The sequence below is a fragment of the Marinimicrobium sp. genome, assembly GCF_002695945.1.
In the GTDB taxonomy this organism is placed as follows: Bacteria; Pseudomonadota; Gammaproteobacteria; order Pseudomonadales; family Cellvibrionaceae; genus Marinimicrobium; species Marinimicrobium koreense.
In genome coordinates, this window is record NZ_NZQP01000012.1 from 78,202 (window position 1) to 100,037 (window position 21,836).

The 21,836-nt window shown below is 59.5% G+C and carries 19 protein-coding genes and 1 riboswitch; of the genes, 14 read left to right on the top strand and 5 right to left on the bottom strand.

Annotated elements, in window-relative coordinates; all coding sequences use genetic code 11:
* Positions 1-174: 174 nt before the first annotated feature.
* The 3 genes from selD to senA form a co-directional block, all read right to left on the bottom strand.
* Complete coding sequence (gene selD, locus CMG77_RS01275) at positions 175-2,451, bottom strand: selenide, water dikinase SelD (RefSeq protein WP_286807311.1); 2,277 nt, start codon at positions 2,449-2,451, stop codon at positions 175-177.
* A 325-nt stretch (positions 2,452-2,776) separates the two neighbouring features.
* On the bottom strand, positions 2,777-3,523 hold the full coding sequence (locus CMG77_RS01280; protein ID WP_286807312.1) for a putative 4-mercaptohistidine N1-methyltransferase: 747 nt from the start codon (positions 3,521-3,523) through the stop codon (positions 2,777-2,779).
* A gap of 20 nt (positions 3,524-3,543) precedes the next feature.
* The gene (gene senA, locus CMG77_RS01285) at positions 3,544-4,881 is read right to left on the bottom strand and encodes a selenoneine synthase SenA (RefSeq protein WP_286807313.1); all 1,338 of its coding nucleotides are present in this window, start codon (positions 4,879-4,881) and stop codon (positions 3,544-3,546) included.
* A gap of 194 nt (positions 4,882-5,075) precedes the next feature.
* Here senA and purE point away from each other — a divergent pair, with 194 nt between their 5' ends.
* The 6 genes from purE (at position 5,076) to CMG77_RS01315 (ending at position 11,545) form a co-directional block, all read left to right on the top strand.
* Entirely contained in the window at positions 5,076-5,585 is a 510-nt protein-coding gene (gene purE / locus CMG77_RS01290; protein ID WP_123638210.1) for a 5-(carboxyamino)imidazole ribonucleotide mutase, read from the top strand.
* Between the two features lie 5 nt (positions 5,586-5,590).
* Positions 5,591-6,655 carry a 5-(carboxyamino)imidazole ribonucleotide synthase gene (gene purK, locus CMG77_RS01295; protein ID WP_286903477.1) on the top strand — a complete coding sequence of 355 codons (1,065 nt, stop codon included), beginning with the start codon at positions 5,591-5,593 and terminating at the stop codon, positions 6,653-6,655.
* A 323-nt stretch (positions 6,656-6,978) separates the two neighbouring features.
* Positions 6,979-8,370 carry an oxygen-independent coproporphyrinogen III oxidase gene (gene hemN, locus CMG77_RS01300; RefSeq protein WP_123638208.1) on the top strand — a complete coding sequence of 464 codons (1,392 nt, stop codon included), beginning with the start codon at positions 6,979-6,981 and terminating at the stop codon, positions 8,368-8,370.
* A gap of 46 nt (positions 8,371-8,416) precedes the next feature.
* A complete protein-coding gene (locus CMG77_RS01305) occupies positions 8,417-9,235 on the top strand; it encodes a M90 family metallopeptidase (RefSeq protein WP_286807316.1) in 819 nt (272 codons plus the stop codon).
* A gap of 177 nt (positions 9,236-9,412) precedes the next feature.
* The gene (locus tag CMG77_RS01310; RefSeq protein WP_286807317.1) at positions 9,413-9,688 is read left to right on the top strand and encodes a helix-turn-helix domain-containing protein; all 276 of its coding nucleotides are present in this window, start codon (positions 9,413-9,415) and stop codon (positions 9,686-9,688) included.
* A 180-nt stretch (positions 9,689-9,868) separates the two neighbouring features.
* Positions 9,869-11,545, top strand: coding sequence for a putative bifunctional diguanylate cyclase/phosphodiesterase (locus CMG77_RS01315; RefSeq protein WP_286807318.1), 1,677 nt, complete (start codon positions 9,869-9,871; stop codon positions 11,543-11,545).
* A gap of 4 nt (positions 11,546-11,549) precedes the next feature.
* Here CMG77_RS01315 and CMG77_RS01320 read toward each other — a convergent pair whose 3' ends face one another.
* Positions 11,550-13,898 (bottom strand): fatty acid cis/trans isomerase, encoded by a 2,349-nt coding sequence (locus CMG77_RS01320; RefSeq protein ID WP_286807320.1) that lies wholly within the window; start codon positions 13,896-13,898, stop codon positions 11,550-11,552.
* 114 nt (positions 13,899-14,012) lie between these two features.
* On the opposite strand from CMG77_RS01320, the gene CMG77_RS01325 reads away from it, so the two are divergent.
* The 3 genes from CMG77_RS01325 (at position 14,013) to CMG77_RS01335 (ending at position 17,337) form a co-directional block, all read left to right on the top strand.
* Positions 14,013-15,356: an MFS transporter gene (locus tag CMG77_RS01325; protein WP_286807321.1), complete on the top strand. Its 1,344-nt coding sequence runs from the start codon at positions 14,013-14,015 to the stop codon at positions 15,354-15,356.
* A gap of 35 nt (positions 15,357-15,391) precedes the next feature.
* The gene (locus CMG77_RS01330; RefSeq protein WP_286807322.1) at positions 15,392-16,978 is read left to right on the top strand and encodes a carbon-nitrogen hydrolase family protein; all 1,587 of its coding nucleotides are present in this window, start codon (positions 15,392-15,394) and stop codon (positions 16,976-16,978) included.
* Positions 16,979-17,049: 71 nt separating this feature from the next.
* Entirely contained in the window at positions 17,050-17,337 is a 288-nt protein-coding gene (locus tag CMG77_RS01335; protein WP_024461160.1) for a hypothetical protein, read from the top strand.
* Between the two features lie 73 nt (positions 17,338-17,410).
* Here the strand turns inward: CMG77_RS01335 and CMG77_RS01340 are convergent, their stop codons facing one another.
* A complete protein-coding gene (locus CMG77_RS01340) occupies positions 17,411-17,575 on the bottom strand; it encodes a DUF1328 domain-containing protein (protein WP_024461159.1) in 165 nt (54 codons plus the stop codon).
* Between the two features lie 208 nt (positions 17,576-17,783).
* On the opposite strand from CMG77_RS01340, the gene CMG77_RS01345 reads away from it, so the two are divergent.
* The 5 genes from CMG77_RS01345 to CMG77_RS01365 all read left to right on the top strand — a co-directional run bounded on the left by CMG77_RS01345 (position 17,784) and on the right by CMG77_RS01365 (position 21,782).
* Complete coding sequence (locus CMG77_RS01345; RefSeq protein WP_286807324.1) at positions 17,784-18,077, top strand: hypothetical protein; 294 nt, start codon at positions 17,784-17,786, stop codon at positions 18,075-18,077.
* 330 nt (positions 18,078-18,407) lie between these two features.
* Positions 18,408-18,538, top strand: a riboswitch (guanidine-I (ykkC/yxkD leader).
* A 239-nt stretch (positions 18,539-18,777) separates the two neighbouring features.
* Positions 18,778-19,605, top strand: coding sequence for an ABC transporter permease (locus CMG77_RS01350; protein WP_123638201.1), 828 nt, complete (start codon positions 18,778-18,780; stop codon positions 19,603-19,605).
* A gap of 6 nt (positions 19,606-19,611) precedes the next feature.
* Positions 19,612-20,412 carry an ABC transporter ATP-binding protein gene (locus tag CMG77_RS01355; protein WP_024461156.1) on the top strand — a complete coding sequence of 267 codons (801 nt, stop codon included), beginning with the start codon at positions 19,612-19,614 and terminating at the stop codon, positions 20,410-20,412.
* Entirely contained in the window at positions 20,402-21,121 is a 720-nt protein-coding gene (locus CMG77_RS01360; protein WP_286807325.1) for an urea amidolyase associated protein UAAP1, read from the top strand. The genes CMG77_RS01355 and CMG77_RS01360 overlap by 11 nt, the downstream gene beginning before the upstream one ends.
* Positions 21,122-21,143: 22 nt before the next feature.
* On the top strand, positions 21,144-21,782 hold the full coding sequence (locus CMG77_RS01365; RefSeq protein ID WP_286903478.1) for an urea amidolyase associated protein UAAP2: 639 nt from the start codon (positions 21,144-21,146) through the stop codon (positions 21,780-21,782).
* The last annotated feature ends 54 nt before the right edge of the window (positions 21,783-21,836 follow it).

The following is a 21,836-nucleotide window of genomic DNA, read 5'->3' on the forward strand; positions in this document are numbered from 1 at the left end:
GAGCCTGAAAATAAGAACCCCCGCGTAGGCTTCTGTTAAAACCAAGATGCGGGGGCTGTGTTATCGATCAGGGCAGCCTTGAACCCGTTGAGAGGTCAAGTTTTGACCCTTAGGGTAACGGTGGATGACGGCCTTCGGCCTTATGCCACCCTACGATTCGTGCCGCGTCGGCGACTACCGCAAATGAATCGGCTCCAGCGCATCGCCTTCGGGCAGAATCCGGCCGATGATCCGGGTGTGAGGGTAGCCCAGAGAATGTAGCGCCGCCACACAGGCGTCGGCCTGGTCGGCAGGCACAGAGGCGAGCAGGCCGCCGGCGGTCTGGGGATCAAAGAGCAGTGGGTAACGGGGGTGGTCGACCCACTGGTCCTGATCCTTGATGGCGCGGCGCAGGCGGACGTTGGCCGGTTGCAGGGAGCTGAGTACGCCAGCGGCGATGGTCTCTTCGGCGCCTTCCAGCAGCGGCAGTACCTCCAACTTCAGTTCGGCATCCACGCCTGAGGCGCGGGTCATTTCCACCAGGTGGCCGAGCAGGCCGAAACCGGTCAGATCGGTGCAGGCCGTTGAGCCATACTCGCGCAGGCATTGCGCCGCCAGTCGGTTGGAAACGCACATGCTGGCGAGCGCCGCGTCGATCCAGCGGCCTTTGATTTTCAGTTGCGGCAGGGCGGCGAACAGGGTGCCGGTACCGATGGGTTTGGTGAGCAACAGCACCTGGCCGGGCTGAAGGCCGCCCTTGGTCAGCGCCGTGTCGTTTTCATCAATCAGTCCGTTGACCGCAAAACCCAGCGCCAGCTCTTTGCCCTCGCCGGTGTGACCGCCCACCAAGGTACAGTTGGCATCGTTCAACACCTCCAGCGCGCCAGTCATCATCTGGTACACCGTGTCTTCCACTTTCGATTCCAGCCCTTGAGGCACCGTGGCCACGGCGGTGGCGGTCTGGGCTTCGGCGCCCATGGCGAACACATCCCCCAGGGCGTGATTGGCGGCAATTTTGCCGAACACATAGGGGTCGTCAATAAAGGCGCGGAAAAAATCGATGGTGTGGACCGCCGCTTTGCCGGCGGGAATTTTCACCACGGCGGCATCGTCGGGCGCGTGCAGGCCCACCAGCACTTCGTCCCGCTCCACGGGCTTGAGGGTGGAGAGGGCGCGGGACAGGACCGTCGCCCCCACCTTGGCTCCGCAGCCGCCGCAGCGCATGGCGATGGCGGAGATGGCCTGGTCCTGTTCGTCTTTTTCCAGTGGTACGCGGCTCGGCTTGGTCGGTGCCATGGCCTGTTCGTCCATCGGCGGCAGTTCGTTAAATTTGGCCATGAAGCGCCGGTCAATCGAATCCTTCCAGCGCCATACCCAATCGCCCGCCGCGTAAAAACCGCCGCGGGACGCGACTGCGTGCTGGTTGCCGGTGCTGATCAGAGCCAGCCATTTTTTCTGGGGACGATAGGGTTTGAGTGGTTGACCCAGCACGGCCTGGCGCAGGTTATCCGCCAGTGGGCGCCCCTGACGCACGGCAAATACGCCGGCTTTCTCGCGGGGATGATTTACCTGAGTGGCGATATCCCCGGCGGCAAAAATGGCCGGGTCGTTCATGGTCTGCAGCGTATCGCGCACCTGAATAAAGCCGTTGTCATCCAGCTCCAGGCCGGTCTCCTTCAGCCAGGCGGCTCCGCCGGCACTGGTTACCCAGACCACCTCGTCCGCTTCGTGCCAGTATCCGTCTTCGGTGTGCAGTCGCCCGGCGTCCACGGCGGTCACTTCGGCGTTGGTGTAGAGGTTGATCTCGCCCATTGCCAGGGCCTGATGAAAGTGATTGCGCACCTTCTGGTTGTGAGTGGGCAGAATTTTTTCATCGCGGGTGTAAAGGTCGAATACCAGTTCTTCAGGGTTGCGCCCCATGGCCTGAAGCTCCCGGGTCAGGCGATATTGCATGGCAAGCACCAGCTCCACGCCGCCCGCGCCACCGCCCACCACAGCCACCCGGGTGGTGCCGGAATGATGGATCACCCGGTCGAGCAATTGCTGCCAGCGGTCATTGAACTGATAGATGGGTTTGACCGGTACCGCGTGCTGCTCCGCGCCGGGCACCCGGCTGACCTGAGGGGTGGAGCCGATATTGATGGAGAGCAGATCGTAGGGCACCGGCGGCCGACCGCGGCAGATGACTTTCTGATTGGCCCGATCAATATTGACCGCTTCATCACTGAAAAACCGCGCGCCGGCAAACTCCGCCAGTCGGCGCAGATCAATGTGCACTTCATCGTAGCTGTAGTGTCCGGCAATATAGCCGGGCAGCATGCCGGAGTAGGGCGTGTGCGTATCCCGGCAGATCACCGTCAGCCGCACCCCGGGCTCGGGTTTCATGGCGAAGCGTTTGAGTACCCCCACATGACTGTGGCCACCGCCAATTAACACGATATCGCGCAGGATGGGCTGTTCGGGTTGATGCATGAGCGGGCCTCGGTTCGCTGCAACGGGGTCAAAGACTTCCAGCATACACTATGCTGAGTGTTCGCTCATCTACGGTGCGGGTGTCGGATTACGCTTCGCTAATCCGACCTACTTGGCGCTCGCTGCGAGACTTCCCGTAGGTCGGATCAGCCGCAGGCGTAATCCGACAGCAAGCGCGGTAGTCAGGGTCACCGCCTGGAACGGTGGCTCTTTTTGATCCGGTACCAGACCTGACTCGCCCCTGTTGGCGAACGACTGAGAAATCCTTAGTAGTTGCCTCTCAAACGTGAATTTAGGGGCAGGTGTATCGGTCGACTGAGAGCACTCAAGCTCTTCTCCACAGGCTCACTTCGGCCACCGTGTGTTGGTACTTGCGGGCAGTTTCCCGGATCACAAAGGGGATATCCCGGGTGGGTTCCTGCAGCACAAAGTCCGGTTCCAGGTGGTGGCGCAGGCCGTCGAGCATGGGCACCGGTTGCCCGTTACTCTCGAACCCGCCGATCCAGCGTTCCCGGGGGGTGAACTCCGGGAGCAGGGTGTAGGGGGAGGTGATCATCAGCAGGCCGCCGGGGCGGACCAGTGCAGGCAACTGGGCGAGAAACGCAGCGGGATCGGGCAGCCGGTCGATCAGGTTGCCGGCGAAGATCAGATCGAAGCGGCCCAGAGTGTCATCCAGTGCACAGGCATCGCCGACCTGAAAGCGGGTGCGCCCGGCGGTGTTGCTCAGTTCCAGCGCCGCGAGATCCGCCGTTCGGCGTTCGATAAGCTCGCCCTCGAGGGTGACCTGATATTGAATCTGGCCCTGCTCGGCCAATCGGGTGGCGCTGTCGATAAAGCGTCGTGACAGGTCGATGCCGATGACTTCGTCGAACCGACGGGCCAGTTCAAAGCTGCTGCGGCCCACGGCGCAACCCAGGTCAAGGGCCCGCCCGGTTGTGCCGGTGTGGTGGGCCAGGGCCTGCTCGATACAGGCCTTCGGGTAGTTGGGCACGTCAAAGTGACTGGGGCCGTAGTGGAAATCCAGGTATTGGCCGAGCAGTTCGTCGGTTTCGTAGGGGTTCTTGTCGGTCATGGGCTCTGGTCGGTTATGGATTAGTTGTCGAGGGCGCAGGTGCGAAAGCCCACAAACACATCGTGTCGATTGGGCAGGTAGGCCTGGCGGTAGCTGCCTCGGATCAACCGCGATGAGGTGCCGCAGGAGCCGCCTTTGGTGACCTTGTGGTCGCCAAACTGCAGAGTGGACATGAAAGGGTACATATCGATGGCAAAGCCGTCATAGGGGAAAAACTGGTCGCTGGTCCACTCCCAGAGGGTGCCCAGCATCTGCCGGCAGCCGAAGGGGCTGTCGCCTTCGGGCAAGGCGGTGACTGGCTGGCTGGCCAGACCGGTACCGTCCATATCCACCCGGCTTGAATCCAGCGTATCCCCCCAGGGGTAGCGCCGATGCGGCTCGCCGGGACGGTTGCCCAGGGCGGCCACTTCCCATTCGACTTCGCTGGGCAGACGGCGGCCCGCCCAGCGGCAGTAGGCTTCGGCCTCCCAGTAGGTCACATGTTTGACCGGGTAGTCGTCATGGAGGGGGCGCCACTGGTCGAAATGCCGCTCTTCCCAGCCGTTTTCAGTCTTGCGCCAATAATAGGGGTGGGCTGGGGTGCCACGCTGGGGCTCGCCGCTGCCGAAATTCAGGTCCTGTTCGGTAGTCAGCCATTTGCGCCCGCCCTGGGTCCAGAGCTCGGGCCGCTGGTAGCCTCCGTCCTCGACAAAACGTCGGAAGTCGCCGTTGCTGACCAGGGTTCGGGCAATACGAAAGGCCGGGACGTGCACTTCAAAGCCGGGCTTTTCATTATCGAAGGCAAAGTCGCGCCGGGCGTACTCCGGGGAATGGGCCGGCATACCGATGGTGTAGCGCCCGGCAGGGATGTCCGCATCGCCCAGAGCGGCGGGATCAGCGCTCGCGGTCGGTTCGGGGCGGCTGCCCGGTGGCACCGGGTAACCCTCGGTCTGACGGCACCAGATCATCGACTCCAGATGCATATTCTGGTGGAAGATGGCGTATTTGGTCAGGTAGTGGGCCTGATCCGTGAGGGGCTGCTCCAGGATACGTTGACGTATGGCCTGGTGAATGGCGTCCACGTAGCGCAGGGTGTCCGCCTTGCCGGGAAACAGGTCGGCCCGCCAGCGGTCTTCGTGGTCCAGGTGGAAGGAGTCCCAGATTTCGTCCATTGAGGGGTCGTAAGAGGCCACTCCGTCCAGCGCCTTGCGCACAAAGACTTCGTAAAAGAAGGCGCAGTGACCGAACTCCCACAGCGGCGGATTGACGCCGGGGTGGTAGGGCACCTGAAGGCGGTCATTGCCCAGGGCCTCCACCAATTCGTGCATCCGATGGTGGGTGTCGTCCAGCGCCTGCAGCAGGCTGTCTCTGTCGTCCATCGCGAACTCCTCAAAATGGCATGACACGAGGACGATAACACATTGCCTAAATAGGCGCCCCGTTGGGCGGAAAAACAGGCAATTTCGGGGATCCCTTGCTATAATCCCGCCCTTTTTCCATTTCCCGGTCTGTGCCGGGACCCCTCGCCGGGGGTGGCTTGACCACCGTCCGGCGGCGTTTATTGGAGAGCGCTATGGCAGACAAAGCGGTAACGGCAACGAAAGTGGCCATTGTGATGGGCTCAAAGTCCGACTGGCCCACCATGGCCGAAGCGGCCCAGATTCTGGATACTCTGGGGGTGGCATACCACGCCGAAGTGGTGTCGGCCCACCGCACGCCGGACAAAATGTTCCAGTTTGCCGAAACCGCGGCGGACCAGGGCTACAAGGTGATTGTGGCCGGTGCCGGCGGCGCCGCCCATCTGCCGGGCATGATCGCCGCCAAGACCATTCTGCCGGTGCTGGGTGTGCCGGTGCAGAGTAAGGCGCTCAATGGTCAGGACAGCCTGCTGTCCATTGTGCAGATGCCCCGAGGCGTTGCGGTGGGTACCCTGGCCATCGGCGGTGCCGGTGCCTTCAATGCCGGCCTGATGGCGGCCCAGATTCTGGCGACCGACGATGCCGAGCTGGCCGGACGCATCGCCGCCTGGCGCCAGCAGCAGTCGCAGACCGTACTGGACAATCCCGATCCGAGGAGCGAATAAGCCTCATGAGTGTTCCGCGTATTATCGTGGCCGGTAACGGCCAGTTGGGCCAGATGCTGCAGCAGGCCGCCGCGCCCATGCAGATCGAGGTGATGCCGGTCAATCCCACCAGTGATGACCGGCTGGAGCTGCGCGACAGCGATGTGATTACTGTCGAGCTGGAGCATTGGCCGGACTCTCCGCGCGGTGTGCAACTGAAAGACCACCCGAATTTTCTCAACGCCACGGCACTGCACTCGGTGATCGACCGGGAGCGGCAGAAAAGCCTGCTGGATCGACTCAATGTGCCCACCGCCCCCTGGGTGTCCCTGGGGGACGAGGCGGGCATGGTCGCACAGCTCGATGAACTGGGCCGCCCGGCGGTGATCAAGCGTCGCCGCGGAGGCTACGACGGTCGTGGCCAATGGCGCTGGCAGCCGGGCGAGCCGGTGCTGGCCGAGTGGGCCAATGAGTGTATCGCCGAGGCGATGATTCCCTTCAGCCACGAGGTTTCTCTGGTGGGCGCGCGCAATCGTGCCGGCGAGAAGGTTTTCTATCCGCTCACCCGTAATTGGCACGAGAGCGGCATATTGCGGGCGAGCGTGGGCAATCTGGATGTACCCGCCGAGCAGCAGCAACTGGCCGAGGAATGGCTCGGTCGTATTATGGATGATCAGGGCTATGTCGGTGTGATGGCCATGGAGTGCTTTGTGGAAGAGGGGCATCTGCTGGTCAACGAACTGGCGCCCCGGGTACACAACTCCGGCCACTGGACCCAGGCCGGGGCGGATATCAGCCAGTTTGAGCTGCATCTGCGGGCCGTGGCGGGTTTGCCGCTGATCACTCCGGAAGTTTACGGTGTGACCATGATGTACAACCTGCTCGGGCGGGATTGGCGCACCGAGTGGCTCGGGGTGACCGGCGCCCATGTGCATTGGTACGCGAAGGAAATTCGCCCCGGGCGCAAGGTGGGGCATGTGAATCTGCACCGGCCCAATGTGGAGGCCTTGATGGACAGCCTCAAGCAGATGCAGGGACAGGTGGATGCCGAGGATCAGTGTGTGTTTGATTGGGCCTTGGCGCAGTTATAAAGCGTGATGGTGGATGACGGCCTTTCGGACCTTATCCACCAATGAACCAATGGTATACCCCAAGAGCGGTATGGTTTGGCCGGTCCTTGGGCAGTAGATTGGGGGTATGGGAGCGGCGGGGTTGTGTGTTGGGTTACGGCGGATGCGGGCTTCGCCCTTATCCGCCCTACACAGCCTGCCGTGGTTCGCGTAGGGCGGATAAGGCCAAAGGCCGCATCCGCCGTAGCCGGAGGTGACGTAATGACACTGGCTTGACCGAAGTCAACGCCGCCCTATTCCCATCGCCCTAGACTAACGCCCACGTCAACAAACCGAGCCACACCATGTCCTTATACCAAGAGCCTCTCGCCTGGGATCAGTCCGTCATCGACCGCTACGACCTGAGCGGACCGCGCTACACCTCCTACCCCACCGCGCCCCAGTTCCGGGACGACTTCTCCCGTCAACAATGGCTCGAGGCCGTGGCGCGCAGCAACCGCAGCGGCAAGCCGCTATCCCTGTATTTTCATATTCCCTTCTGCGACACCCTCTGCTTTTACTGCGCCTGCAACAAAATCGTGACCCACAAGCGCAGCCGGGCCATGCCCTACCTGGAGCGCGTGGATCGGGAGATGGCCCTGCAGGCCGAGGTGTTCGATACCGATCGCCCGGTGAGCCAGTTGCACTGGGGCGGTGGCACACCTACCTACATCAGTGAAGACGAGATGACCTGGCTGATGGATGCGACCCGTCGGCACTTTCAACTGCTGGATAACGACGAAGGGGAGTACTCCGTGGAGGTACACCCGGGGCGTATGTCGGTGGGTAAGCTGGTTCACATGCGTCAGTTGGGGTTCAACCGGGTCAGCATGGGGGTGCAGGACTTCAATCCCGAGGTGCAGCGCGCGGTCAACCGTTATAACAGCGTCGAGCAGGTACGCGAGCTGGTGGATGTGGCGCGGGATCAGGGCTACCAGTCCATCAGCATGGATCTGATTTACGGCCTGCCGCTGCAGACCCGTGCCAGTGTAAAAGAAACCCTGGATCAGGTGATTGACCTGGGCCCGGATCGGTTGTCCCTGTTCAACTATGCCCACTTGCCGCACCTGTTCAAAAGCCAGCGTCTGATTCACGAATCGGACCTGCCTTCGCCTCAGGACAAACTCGCCATTCTGCACGAAGCCATTGAGCGTCTGCAGTCGGCGGGTTATGTGTATATTGGCATGGATCACTTCGCCAAGCCGGACGACAGCCTGGTCAAGGCGCAGCAGGAAGGCCGACTGCAACGCAACTTTCAGGGTTACTCGACTCACGCCGAGTGTGATCTGATCGCCTTTGGCGTGTCGGCGATCAGTTATTACGGTAGCACCTACATCCAGAATGCCAAGAAAGTGGAGGAGTATCAGACGCGCATCGATGAAGGGCGCCCCGCGTTGATCAAAGGCGTGCGCCTGCAGCCCGAAGATCATTTGCGCCGCGCGGTGATCAACCAGTTGATCTGTCACTTCAAGCTCAGCTTTGGCCAACTCTACGAACGCTTTGGCATCAACCCCAATCAGTATTTTCGGGATGAGCTGGCCCAGTTGGCGCCCATGGTGGAAGACGGATTGATCGAGGTTACCCCGGCCGGTATTACCGTGCTGAACAAGGGGCGGCTTTTGATTCGTCGCGTGTGCATGGTCTTCGATCAATACCTGGATACTGGCAACCAGATTCGCTATTCGAAAGTGATCTGAGCCAATCCGTGTACAATGCTTCCCAGTACTGATCGGGAGGCGTGTGGTGGCACTGTTCTGGCTGTTTTTACTCACCGGGGTTCTGGTGGCGGCGCTGGTGTACGCCCCGATTCGTCGCTATCGACACAGCCGTGCACTGGCCGAGCAACCCCTGCCGGCCAGTTGGCAGCAGTGGCTGCAGGACCGCTGGTGGTTGTACCCCTACCTTCCCGAGCCGGTGCGCCTCAACCTGCATCGCCAGTTGCAGGTGATGCTCGCCCATACCCGTTTTTACGGCTGTAATGGCCTTACCGTGACCGAGCCCATGCGCGTGCTGACTCTCGCTCAGGCGGCGTTGATGAATGCCGGTGAAGGTTGCATGCAGTGGTCCGGCTTTCCGGTGGTGTTGCTGTATCCCGAGGCGTTCGTGCGCGAGGGTGAGGTGGTCGATGAGTTGGGATTGGTCGCCTATGAGCGTCAGGAGTTGCTGGGGGAGTCCTGGGAGCAGGGCAAGGTGGTGCTCTCCTGGGCGGACATCGAACAGGACCTGCGCGGCGAAGACAGCCACTGCCTGGTGATTCACGAATACGCCCATCAGTTGGATGGTTACGACGGCGTGATGGACGGTACGCCACCGTTGCGCGATCCCCAGAGTGTTCAGCGATGGGCCGACATCATGTCCGCGGCCTTCGATGATGTGAGTCAGTCGAATTCTGAATCGGCGCAAATGATTGATTCATACGCCGCAACCAATCCGGAAGAGTTTTTCTCGGTGATCTGCGAAACATTTTTCGTGCGTCCGGAGACTTTGTATTACGCCTATCCCCTGGTGTACCGTGAGTTAAAACAGTTGTTCCATCTGGACCCTTTTCTGTGGGTCCGCTGACCCGTCGAGCCGCCGTTTTCTGACAATATTTTGACGTCTGCTTTCCGTTATAACTGCTACAGTTAACAGTAGTCGGGTTTTGAATGGCTAAAAGTTTCATCTGATTTGTATCTATTAATCAGATATCAGCTCTGTGACGATAAATTGCAGTCTTGCTCACGAGTTTGGTAGGAAACCATGTCCAAATCGCTGTACAGAACGGAAACAAAAGTGTTGCTGGAAGTGCTCAAAGAACTGCGCTCTGAGGCTGGCTTGACACAGACACAATGTTCACAGGCATTGGGTCGACCTCAGTCTTTCATAAGTGATGTGGAGCGGGGTGTTCGTCGCCTCGACCTGATTCAACTGCTGGACTTGTGTCGGGTGTTCGGGGTCAGTCTGCGCACCTTGATACGCCGCTTTGAAGCACACCTGGCAAGACACGACCTGGCCCCGGTGGATGAAGAGGAGTAACTGACCGGGACTTCTCTCCCTATTTGTATATCTGAATAGTAGATGCCACACTCTTCCTTGAATGGCCCATTCGTTCGGCTTTTGTGCGGCCAGAACTCTCACAACGCTTTTCTTTTGTTCTAAGCTTGTATTGGATGTTCATCCGGCTCCCGCTTGGGGGCGGGCTCGGGAGGGGAGAGAATGGATATAGCAGAGGATTTACGGAAGCGTCGCCATCTGGCGACGGTCAATATTCTGGCCGGTCCTCAGGACATAGGTCATTTATACTGTCTTCTTTTCATTCTGGCGCTGCTGGCGCTCGGGACCTTGACGGTCTATCAGACCGGCGGTACGGCGTACGCTTATCCCTACCTGATGTTGATTCCCGTTTTGTTTGCTTCGGCCTGGTACGGCCTGGCCGGCGGACTCCTCTCGGCGCTGCTGGCCAGTACGCTGATGGCGATGATGCCGCTGAATGTGGAACAGGCGGTGATGCAGGAGCCGGTCAACTGGCTGCTGCGCATGGGGCTGTACCTTTTGCTGGGCGGCGTCGCCGGCGGCCTGTTTCAAAGCCTGCGGGGCGCCTATCGCGAACGGGAGGCGCTGGTGCGCACCGACCCTCGCTCGGGTCTGCCCAATCAGGCGGCCCTCGATCAGGATCTTCATGCCTGGAAGAACAGTGAGGGGAGGCGAGAGGCACCGGTTGGGCTGATCATTGTTCGCCTGACCGATATTACCGACGTGCTGGAGGCCATGGGGGCGGATGCGTCGGATGAGCTGGCGGGGCTCGTGGGCGAGCGTCTGCGCCACCTCGTTGGCGGTGATTCCAGTGTGTACCGGTTCAGTGTTTCTGAACTTATTGTGCTGTTGCCCGGGGCCGATGAGGTGTTGCTCGAAGCAATGGCCCGGCGCATCATCGAAGCCGGGGAAGACAACCTGGTCGTTCAATCGGTACCGGTCCGGGTGCAGCTGGTCCTGGGCAGCGCCTTCAAATCGGGGCTGGGCTCGGCGACGGATGAGCTGATCAGTGAAGCGCGCATTGCGCTCTTCTCGGCCATTCGCAAAGGCGTGAGCTACTGCCCTTATCATTCCGATTTGTCCAAGAAAAAGCTGTCCCATATTACCCTGATTTCCAACGTCCGGCGCGGACTGGAGCGCGGTGAATTCGAGCTGCACTATCAGCCCAAGGTACGCCTGCGTGACGGTGCGCTGGTGGGCAGTGAAGCGCTGATCCGCTGGCGTGACAGCGAGCGGCAATTGATTCCCCCCGGCCAGTTTATGCCCAAAGTGGAGAATACGACCCTGATTGGGCCGGTGACCGAATTTGTCAGCCGGGCGGCCTGTGAATTTGTGTCCTGGCAGTCCCACCCGGTCAGCATCAATTTTTCCGCCCGGAACCTGATGGATGAGCGTATGCCGACTTTCCTCGAACAGCAGGTCCGTCGCCTGGGGGTGGCGCCGGCGCACATTGAAGTCGAGGTGACCGAAAGCGCTCTGATTCAGAATCTGGAGGCGGCTCGAGTTGCTATTGAGCGGCTCAGGGCCATGGGATTTTCCGTCAGTATCGATGATTTTGGTACCGGCTTTGCCTCGTTTGAGTACCTGCAGCACCTACCGATCACCGGGATCAAGATTGATCGGGCGTTTGTTCAACCTTTGGAGAGCCAGGAACGCTCCCGCAAACTGATGGCCAGCCTGGTGGATATGGGGCATGCCCTCGATCTGGTGGTTACCGCCGAGGGGGTGGAAAATGCGGAGCAGTACCGGCTGCTCCGATCGATGGGCTGCGATCAGGTGCAGGGATTTTTCTTTACGCCCGCCTTACCGAGTCGGCAGTTTGCCGCCTGGTGTGAACACTATCGCCCGGTGGATGACTGACGCTCTATCGGTTTTCCAGCCGGTTGTAATCCAATAGTCCTGCCTGTACTCCCGCGCGCTCACGATAGAGCACGTGGATGTCGTCACTGATTTCCCAGAAATTTGGATCGCTGCGGCGCACCCCGTAGCGATCCTTCAGCTTCCGGTAGTCCCGCTCGTCGCTCATGGCCCGCACCTGATTCACGAAGGCCGGAATGTCCCGCTCATCCATCATCAGGAAGCTGTTCGGGTAGCTTCCGATGATGCCCGCCGCCACACTCAGTGTGTCCTCCTTCGGCAGGCGTCGCTCCTGCTCCATAAACAGCGATGACAGGTTGCTGTAGGCGTTGTGGTGAATCAGTGTGAACAACGCGCTATCGGGCACATAGATGACCGTTGTCGGCGGCAGTACCCGCAGGGCCTCTCCCTCCAATGAGTGCAGTGTCTGCAGCGCTTCTCTGGTGCGCTCATTCAGCGCCAGTTCGTCCAACTGGTGCTCGCCGGAGAGGACCGGCTGAAGCCGTCTGATCAACAACTGGTAGAGTCGCCGTTGGTGGTCCTGGCCCGACGGGTATTCCAGAGCGGTCTCTACCTGGAGGTTGTTCTGGTAAACGTCCAGGTATTCTTTGAGGTCTTCTTCGGCGTCCCGATACCAGTGGGCAATGGTCGGCTCCTGGACTGGCTCGGGCAGGAAGTTGATGAAGTTCATCTCGCCTTCCATGCGCAGGAAGTCCATATACAGCCGGCTCAGCAGTTGGTGGGAGGTGTTGCCGTAGACATCAAAGCCCGCCACCAGCAGGTAGTGAATCCGCTCCAACAGGGGATAGTCGATCACCCAGCTGGTTTTCGGCTCGGGCCCGATAAAACCGCGGTGCACGCTGGCACTGTCGGTGTGTCGGAAAATGGTCAGAGCGGCGTTGGTGTTTTGGCCCTCGCCATCCCAGATCATTTCCATGCTGAGCGGTTCACGTTCGCCAAACTTGTCGGACAGGTGGGTGGCTTTGGCGGCCAGGTAATCTTTCTGCAACTGTGAGTAGCGCCGCCAATTGGTCATTGGCAGCAGGGTGTTGCCGACTCCGGCAGGCAGTTTCAGGTGCTCGCTGTTGTTGGCTAGAAACTCTCCATCCCATTTATCGGCGGTAAACGCCGGGTCTACAAAGCTGACCCAGAAGTGATCCTGAATCACATTGAGGGCCACCTGGCCTCGACACACCGGGCCCTTGATGAAATTCATGATGGTGAACTCGGCTTCATCCAGCAAAAACTGGTAGCGGGCCTTTACTGGCAGATCCACAAAGGTCGCAAAGGGATTGGCCGCCTGTTCGGACTGGTAACCCGGCAGTTCGGTGACCGCGTAATCCGCGTCCAGAAACCATTCTCGCCAGTGGGCCATGCGCTCGGGCGTCAGGGCGTAGGGCAGGTGGTTTTTCACCACAATGCTGCTCGGGTCCCGCCAGAGACGGTAGTACACCCGGTCCACCCCCGGGTCATCGAAGGGGCGGCGGGTGCTGATGCGCTCGATGGGCTCGCCGGGGGGCGTGCCGGAGCGGACCAATTTGAAAAACACGGTGGGGTTTGCCTCAAAATGCAGATTGGCCAGAAAGAGGTGCTCGTACAGGTAGCGGTTGGTCAACCGGGCTTTGAGGGAGTCGGCGTTAAAAAAATGCTCCCACTGCTGAACGGTCTGTTGCAACTCGGGGCCAATGGGTTTGGGGGCCCCGGCGGGGGCGCCATCTTCCAGCCAGTGGATCAGGCGGTTGTGCTCGCGCTCGGACAGCCCCGGTAGCCCGTAGGGCATGCCCCACAGTGGGTAGTCCTCGGCATAGCTGTCGAAGGTCTCGGCCTTGGGGCAGTGCCAGTCTCGGTTAAGGGAAAAATCGAAACTGTCGGGCAGCACGGCCTGGGTGGGCAAGGGGTGCTGCCGTTTGAGCTGGAGCATGCGCGCGAGCACGCTACCCTGGAGATTGGCTTGGGCACTGTCGGCGCGCTCGTTGATGACCGGGAAGAAGCCTTTCTCTCGCCACTGCGCGGTGCTGTCCGCATCTTCAAACAGCCGGGTGAGCTCGGCACCGAGCAGGCGGGTACCGTCGTACACCTTGTCCTCGTGGGCACCCCGGAACAGACCTTCCCGGGCTTCCATTTTCAGCTGACAGGGCGCGTCGTAGCAGCCGTGACAGACGGTACAGCGGTGCTCGAGCAGCGGTTTGATATGTTCCTGGAACCGGTCGTCCTCCGACGCATTGCGCAGTGGCTCCCGGGGGGTGGGGGCGCCATAGCGTTGATTCCACAGTTGGTGGCCGATCGCGCTGCAGCCAATGACGATCAGTATGAGCGTCACCAGTGAGCCCCGGGTCAGCCAGTGTCCAGTTGCCATGGGAAGATCCTTGGTCGTGCATTATCCCGGGAGTATAACAGGCCGTGGTTTACATCATTCGGATAAGCACCGATACTGAGCGGCGGCCTACACCAGACCGGAGAGAAAGTGCCTGTGAGTGACCATCAGCCCGTCAAGCCCGAGGTTCTGTACCCCGATTACCCCCGCCTGAGCCGGGTTTACGAACAATTGAATGATGATGAGGATGCCCGGGTCTGTAAGGATATTCCCGAGGATGCCTGCCGACATCAACCGCGCAACTTTTTTGCCTACCTGGTCGCCAACACCTTCAGTAAAGTGGCGGATGAGCTCTCCAGTGCCCGACTGATCTTGCCCTGGCTGCTCGGCGCGGCCGGGGCCTCATCGGGGTTCGCCGGCTTTCTGGTGCCTATCCGCGAGGCGGGGGTGTTGATTCCGCAACTGATGGTCGCGGCCTTTATCCGGCGCTTGGCCCGGCGCAAAGTGGTTTGGCTGCTGGGTGCTTTTCTGTCCATGCTGGCGCTGGCGGCCATGGCCCTGGCCGCCGGGACGCTGCAGGGCTCTGAGGTAGGCTGGGCCGTCGTCGGCGCCCTGGTGGTGTACAGCCTGGCAAGAGGGCTCTGCTCGGTTGCCGCCAAAGATGTGCTCGGAAAAACCGTCTCGAAAACCCGGCGCGGTGCGCTGATGGGTTACTCGGCCAGCGTGGCCGGGGTGGCCACCTTGCTGGTGGGCCTGTATGCGGAATTTGGCACGGGTGCCGAGCCGGTCAACCTGACCCTGTTCCTCGGTGGCGCAGCGGCGTTATGGCTGCTGTCGCTACTGGCGTTCAGCCAGATTCAGGAAGCGCCGGGGGCCACCGAGGGCGGTGGGAACGCGGTCAGTGTGGCCCTGCGCAGTCTGGGTATCGTGGTGACCGATCGGGACTTTCGGCGCTTTGTGCTCGCCCGGGGGCTGTTGCTGAGTATCGCGCTGGTCCCGCCGTTTTTTGTGTTGCTCGCTCAGGAACACGCCGGCAGCAGCGCGGCGGGGCTGGGCCTGATGATCATTGCCAGTGGCCTGGCGGCCAGCCTGAGCTCGCCGGTGTGGGGCCGACTGAGTGACCGCTCCAGCCGTTGGACCATGGCGCTGGCGGCCTTTGGGGGTGCGATACTCTGTGCCGTGACGGCGCTGCTGGCGTGGCTGGAGCTGACGCTGCTCGCCTCGCCCTGGGTGCATGCTCTGCTGTTCTTTGGTATCAGTATCTGTCACGGCGGGGCGCGCCTGGCCCGCAAGGTCTATCTTGTCGATATGGCCACCGCGCAGACCCGCGCGCAATATGTGGCGGTCAGCAACACGCTGATCGGGCTGGCATTGCTCGCCCTGGGTAGCGTGGGGCTGCTGACCGCGTGGATCGGTGTCGCGGGTGTGATTGCATTGCTGGGCGGGATATCCCTGATCGCCGCCCTGTATGGACTCAATTTGAAAGAGATCAGCGGCTGAACCGCTGATCCCCTGTTGTAGAGGCAGTTAACAGTATGGCGAAGAAAGAGGAAAACAAACTGCAGCAGCCCGGTGCTCACCTGACCGTGCGCAATGCCACCCTGGCGGATGTGCCCGCCATTGTGGCGCTCGCTGACCGTGTGTACGGTCCGCTCAAAATGGAGACCTACCCGCGCGCGGCGATCGTCGGGCAGATCAATAACTTCCGCCAGGGGCAGATCGTGGTCATGGTGGGGGATGCCCTGGTGGGTTACTGTGCGACCTTCCGCATCTCCGGTGATGTGGCACTGAAGACGCACACCTGGAATGAAATTACCGGCAACGGTTTTGCATCCCGTCACGACATCCATGGCGACTGGTTGTACGGTATGGAAGTCTGTATCGATAACGCCTATCGCGGCTATCGCATCGGCCAGCGTCTGTACAACGAGCGGAAAAAGTTGTGTCAGTCCCTGGGTCTGAAAGGCGTGGTGTTTGCCGGGAGAATGCCCAACCTGCACAAGCGCCTGAAAAAAGTCGGCTCGGTAGAAAACTATATCGATCAGGTGGTGCACAAGCAGATCAAGGACCCGGTCCTGTCGTTCCAGCTGCGCAATGGCTTTGAGGTGATTGGCGTTATCCCCAATTACCTCGACGATGATACCGAATCGCTGAACTACGCCGCCCACCTGGTCTGGTACAACCCGAAAGTACCGCAGGAAGATGAGAAACCGGTGAAAAAATACGGCGTACGGATGCCCGACGTCGTGCGCATCGCCACTGTGCAATATATGCAGCGGCGGGTCACGTCGTTCGCTGAGTTTCTGAAGTACATCGAATACTTTGTCGACGTCGTGGCGGATTACAAAAGTGACTTTGTGGTCTTTCCGGAACTGTTGACACTGCAGCTGTTGTCGATTGAGGACCAGGAGCTTTCGCCTTTCGAGTCGATTGAGGCGCTGACCAAGTACACGCCTCGTCTTAAAGATGCGTTCCGGGATATGGCGCTCAGCTACAACGTCAATATCATCGCCGGCTCGCACCCCACTCGGGTAGAGAACGGCCGTATTGAAAATATTTCCTATATTTTTCTGCGCGACGGCCGGATCTTCGAGCAGCCCAAAATCCACCCCACGCCGAACGAGCGCTATTGGTGGGACATTGAAGGTGGTAGCAGCCTGACCGCCATCGATACCGACTGCGGCCCGATTGGTGTATTGATCTGCTACGACTCGGAGTTCCCGGAATTGGGGCGTCACCTGGCGGATCAGGGGGTTCAGATTCTGTTTGTACCTTTCTGCACCGATGAGCGGCAAAGCTATCTGCGCGTGCGCTACTGTTGTCAGGCCCGTGCGGTGGAAAACCAGATGTACGTGGTCATGTCCGGTAATGTGGGTAACCTGCCCAACGTCTCCAATATGGACATTCAATACGCGCAGAGCTGCATTCTGACGCCCTGTGACTTTCCCTTCGCGCGGGATGGCATTGCGGCAGATACAACGCCCAATGTCGAAACCGTGGCGTTTGCCGACTTGCGTCCCGAGTCATTGATCATGGCCCGCAACAGCGGCACTGTGCAGAATCTGAAAGATCGTCGGCACGACCTGTACCGGATGCAGTGGCGAGGGGATAAAAAGCAATAGTTGTTTCAGAACCCCAGGGATGGGGCCCTTGATGACAGACCAACAATAATCTGATTGAGGAGCACGTTGATATGAAGCATCGAGAGTCTCGCACCGTGGGTGCCATTTGCCTGGGGCTGGCAATTCTGTTTCTGGTGTTGGGCGATTATCTGTTGAGTGTGCCTTTGGCTGTATACGGCACCCTCTGCTTTGTTTTTCCGGAGAAACTGTTTGCGACCCGGGAACAACTCGACGCGGTACGCAAACGCCGCAAGGACAAAAGCGGTAAGCGGCCCATCACGCTCCCTTGGTATCAGTCCCCGGTGATCGTGGGAATTGTCATCGCTTCGGTGATTTTTGGTTACTATGCATTAGCGTGACGGTGCTGAAAAAAGTGAGCGCGCCATTGCGACTACAGCGCGCTCATTCTTCAATGTCCCGGTATCATTGAGGTTATAGCGGCGGTTTTCGCCCGACAACGGCGAACACGATCGCCAGCACCACGCCGACCACAAAAAGAATCCAGGCAATGTTGGTTGCGGCGCCAGCAATGCCGCTCAATCCCAGTACCCCGGCAACAATGGCAATAATCAGAAATAAAAATGCCCAGCTGAACATAAGCAATCTCCTTTGACGATGCAGGTTTTGTGAGTATAGGCAAAAACGCGGCCTTCACAATATTGGACGTAAGGAGGTAGGAAAGTTGCATTCGAGGGCGAAAGTTGTGAGTGAAGTCTCATTTGGCGCCTTGTTCCGGCGGCGACTGTTGAATTCCGCAATCTTGGCCTAAGATAAACAGTACCGTAGGGTTTTGGCAGAAAATGGCTTGTTATTGCTGCATTTCGCGCCAAAACAGCAAGCATACGGCACCCATGGGGCAGCAATAAGCCCTTTTTTATCGAATGAAGGAGTCAACACCATGAATGAAGAAAACCTTCTGACCAAGCGCGTCCGCTCACTGGCCCTGGCAATGTTTCTGGTTCTCTCCGGCGGTGCTTTCCTGACCGGCTGTGATCAAGGGCCTGCAGAAGAAGCGGGCGAGAATATTGATGACGCGGTGGATGATGCCGGTGATGCAATGGAAGATGCGGCAGATGACGCCGAAGATGCCGTTGAATAAGTAATCATTGTAGTAGTAAGCGCCCTGGGGTCACTATGGTGGCTCAAGGGCGCGCTCTTCCCCCCCTCTCCATACCATCCTCCTTGTCCTCCAGGTGTCACTCAGTCAGGCCTTGTTCTGGTGCCTCCTTGCGCAGAATTGCACCGTATTGGTGCGGAAGGCGGTGTTCCTGTCCTGCGGAAACGGCGCAAAAGCGCTATTTTGGCGCCTTTTAAGGTTGGCATTCATATTGCTCACTCTTTAGTACACAGAGGATTCGATGGGACCACCCCGTTGAAGCAACTCAGTAAAGACAATTTGACCAAGGCGCTGCGGCGGATGATGCAGTGCTGAATAGGCCGCTAGGGTTCCGGCGTGATGACTTGAACAGGTTCAGGTTCGCGTGTCTGGTCCGAGAGCAGCCGACCTTACACGGGAATTTTCAGTGCAAGGTTACACGGCGGGACAAAAGCCCGGGAGGTTCGCGATGGCGCTGTCGCCATTGAATCCTCGTTCATGAAACCGTGTAACCGCTGGAGGTTCACCATGTCAGGCACCACACCGTACTACTCTCCCTCTCCGACCCACTGTTGTGGCAAGGTAAAAACCCCCGGGTTTTTCCTTGTCACCTTTTTTTGTCGCCTCGCCCGAACCCTTCCCGCTGCTGGCAGCCGGTAATTGAATACCGGTCCAGAGCCAATTCATCCACGCTGAGGTAAGCATGAAGCGACTGATCAACCAACAACCCAATCGCGTTGCCCGCTGGCTGTTGGGACTGCTGCCATTTCTGCTGTTGTTGGCCCTCTATGTGGGGGCGTCCAACGCGCGTCTGGCGGAAAATCCCAACGACAAGTTGTTACCTTCTTTTGACAGCTTTGGCGCGGCAATCGAAAGACTGGCGTTCGAACCCAGCGCCCGAACGGGCGAGTACCTGTTCTGGCAAGACACCCAAAGCAGTCTCCAACGCCTGGCTATTGGCGTGACCATCAGCGCCGTGTTCGCTCTGGTGTTCGGGGTGCTCAGCGGTGCCATTCCCTATGTAAGCGCCAACCTGTCGCCTTTGATGACGGCCGTCTCTCTGGTGCCCCCCATGGCCATATTGCCCATTCTTTTTATTGTGTTTGGCCTGGGTGAGTTGTCCAAAGTCATGTTGATCATCATTGGCACGGCGCCGTTTTTGTGTCGCGATATGCAGCAGCGAGTGCAGGAAATTCCCGCCGAGCAGATCATCAAAGCGCAAACCCTGGGCGCCAGCAGTTGGCAGATCATCCAGCGGGTGATTCTGCCTCAGATACTGCCCCGCCTGCTCGCCAGCGTGCGCCTGTCTCTGGGATCGGCCTGGTTGTTTCTGATTGCCGCCGAAGCGATTGCCTCCACCGATGGACTTGGTTACCGCATTTTCCTGGTACGTCGTTACCTGTCCATGGATGTCATCCTGCCCTATGTGGTCTGGATCACAATTCTTGCCTTTGTTATCGACCTGTTGTTGCGGTTGCTTTCGCGCCGTTGCTTCCCCTGGTTCCACGCACAAACTGGCAGCGGCCACTGAGGTGTTATGAGTTACATCAAAATTGACAAGCTGTGGAAGCGCTATGGTGACACCGTGGTGCTGGAAAATCTGAACAAAACCGTGGAGCGCGGTGAGTTCATTACCATTGTCGGCGCATCGGGCTGTGGCAAGACCACCTTTCTGAAATTGTTGCTGGGCACCGAGTCTCCCTCTCAGGGAGGGATCGAACTCGATGGCAAACCGCTGGTGGCGGAGCCCGGTGACGATCGCGGTATCGTGTTTCAGCGCTATTCGGTATTCCCGCATATGACGGCGCTGGAAAACGTGATGCTCTCCATGGAGTTTGAGCGCAGCCCGCTGATGGCGCGTCTGTTTGGTCGGGCCAGCAGGCAGGCCCGGCAGACCGCGGAGGACATGCTGGAGGCGGTGGGGCTGAGTCACGCCCTGCACAAATACCCCCATGAATTGTCCGGCGGTATGCAACAGCGACTCGCCATCGCCCAGTCGCTGATCAAACAGCCACGCATCCTGCTATTGGATGAACCGTTCGGCGCACTGGACCCCGGCATCCGGAAGGACATGCATGAACTGGTGATCAAACTCTGGCGCGAACTGAACCTGACCGTATTCATGATCACTCACGACATTCAGGAAGGCTTCTATCTCGGCACCCGGCTCTGGGTGTTCGACAAAGACCGGATTGATCCGCACGAACCCGAAGCTTACGGCGCGCGGATAACCTATGACCTGCCGGTGGGTGAGACGGACGAAGCATTGCTGAAAACCATTGACGACAACCTGAATCAAACCGAACAGAAAAAGGAGACGCTTCACCATGGCCAATGAAGCTCTGTACGAGTACACCCTGCCACCGGCCAGCCACTGGTCCCTGCGCTTGCGGCGCGGCACCGCGCTGGAACTGACCGACCTCGAGGGCGGCGCCAACGTCGGTATGTTGTTTTACAACCCGGAAAATCTGCTCGAACGCTATAACGCGCCGGATACCCTCAAGTGTCAACACACTTTCAAACTCACCCGCGGCCACTGCCTTTATTCAGACATGGGCCGGATTTTCGCCTCCATCGTGGAAGACAGCCTGGGCTGGCATGAAACCGTCTGCGGCACCAGTAACGCGCAACAAGTGGCCGAGCAGTGGGGCAAGCGCGATTATCAGAACGACCAGAACCAGTGGCACCAGGACGGCACCAGCAGCTTTCTGGTGGAGCTGGAAAAATACGGACTGGGCCCGAAAGACCTGGCCGCCAACCTAAACTGGTTCAGCAAAGTCGCCCCGGATGCCGAAGGCAACCTGGCACTGACAGAAAACCACTCGAGCGCGGGCAGCCGCGTCCTGCTGCGGTTTGAAATGGACACGCTGGTAGTAATGCACTCCTGCCCACACCCCATGAACCGGGCGCTCGATTACCCACGCAAGCCCGTGGGCATACGCCTGCTTCAGGCCGACCCGGTCACCGAGGACGACTACTGCAAAAACTTCCGCCCGGAAAACCGCCGCGGCTTTGAAAACAACCGTCTCTATTACCTGGGCGCATGAGTCAGGGCAGAGGAGAACACCCATGATCAAAGAAAGCACACTCAAACCCGAAGACGCCAGCGTCCGCGACACCGTCGGCGCGGGCGACTACTACCTGAAAGTGATCAAAGCCGGCCAGACCCTGCGCATCCTCGACCTCGAAGGAAACCAGGCCGCCGACACACTGTTCTACAGCGCCGATGATCCCACCGAGCGCTACAGCGCCATGGACACCATCCGCGAACAGGGCAACGCCTACCTGAGCGCCGGCACCCGCCTGCGTTCCAACTACAACCGCGTCATGCTCGACATCGTCGCCGACACCTGCGGCCGCCACGACACCCTGGGCGGCGCCTGCGCCACCGAAAGCAACACCGTGCGCTACGACCTCGACAAACGCCACATGCACGCCTGCCGCGACAGCTGGATGCTCGCCATCGCCGAGCACGAAGAACTCGGCCTGAGCAAACGGGACATCACCCACAACATCAACTTCTTCATGAACGTGCCCATCACCCCGGACGGTGGATTGACGTTCGAAGATGGCATCTCGGCGCCCGGAAAATATGTGGAGCTGAAGGCCCAGATGGACACCATTGTGTTGATTTCCAATTGTCCGCAGTTGAATAACCCGTGTAATGGGTATGATCCGACGCCGATTGAGGTGTTGGTTTGGGATTAGGGGGGACGTTGGGTTACGGCGGATGCGCCTGCGGCTTATCCGCCCTACGCAAAC

Coding starts and splice junctions, on each gene's coding strand:
- CMG77_RS01350 (WP_123638201.1), top strand. CDS start 18,778: ATGAAGCGACTGATCAACCAACAACCCAATCGCGTTGCCCGCTGGCTG.
- CMG77_RS01320 (WP_286807320.1), bottom strand. CDS start 13,898: ATGGCAACTGGACACTGGCTGACCCGGGGCTCACTGGTGACGCTCATA.
- CMG77_RS01340 (WP_024461159.1), bottom strand. CDS start 17,575: ATGTTCAGCTGGGCATTTTTATTTCTGATTATTGCCATTGTTGCCGGG.
- purK (WP_286903477.1), top strand. CDS start 5,591: ATGAGTGTTCCGCGTATTATCGTGGCCGGTAACGGCCAGTTGGGCCAG.
- CMG77_RS01360 (WP_286807325.1), top strand. CDS start 20,402: ATGGCCAATGAAGCTCTGTACGAGTACACCCTGCCACCGGCCAGCCAC.
- purE (WP_123638210.1), top strand. CDS start 5,076: ATGGCAGACAAAGCGGTAACGGCAACGAAAGTGGCCATTGTGATGGGC.
- CMG77_RS01315 (WP_286807318.1), top strand. CDS start 9,869: ATGGATATAGCAGAGGATTTACGGAAGCGTCGCCATCTGGCGACGGTC.
- selD (WP_286807311.1), bottom strand. CDS start 2,451: ATGCATCAACCCGAACAGCCCATCCTGCGCGATATCGTGTTAATTGGC.
- CMG77_RS01280 (WP_286807312.1), bottom strand. CDS start 3,523: ATGACCGACAAGAACCCCTACGAAACCGACGAACTGCTCGGCCAATAC.
- CMG77_RS01335 (WP_024461160.1), top strand. CDS start 17,050: ATGAAGCATCGAGAGTCTCGCACCGTGGGTGCCATTTGCCTGGGGCTG.
- CMG77_RS01310 (WP_286807317.1), top strand. CDS start 9,413: ATGTCCAAATCGCTGTACAGAACGGAAACAAAAGTGTTGCTGGAAGTG.
- CMG77_RS01330 (WP_286807322.1), top strand. CDS start 15,392: ATGGCGAAGAAAGAGGAAAACAAACTGCAGCAGCCCGGTGCTCACCTG.
- CMG77_RS01365 (WP_286903478.1), top strand. CDS start 21,144: ATGATCAAAGAAAGCACACTCAAACCCGAAGACGCCAGCGTCCGCGAC.
- hemN (WP_123638208.1), top strand. CDS start 6,979: ATGTCCTTATACCAAGAGCCTCTCGCCTGGGATCAGTCCGTCATCGAC.
- senA (WP_286807313.1), bottom strand. CDS start 4,881: ATGGACGACAGAGACAGCCTGCTGCAGGCGCTGGACGACACCCACCAT.
- CMG77_RS01355 (WP_024461156.1), top strand. CDS start 19,612: ATGAGTTACATCAAAATTGACAAGCTGTGGAAGCGCTATGGTGACACC.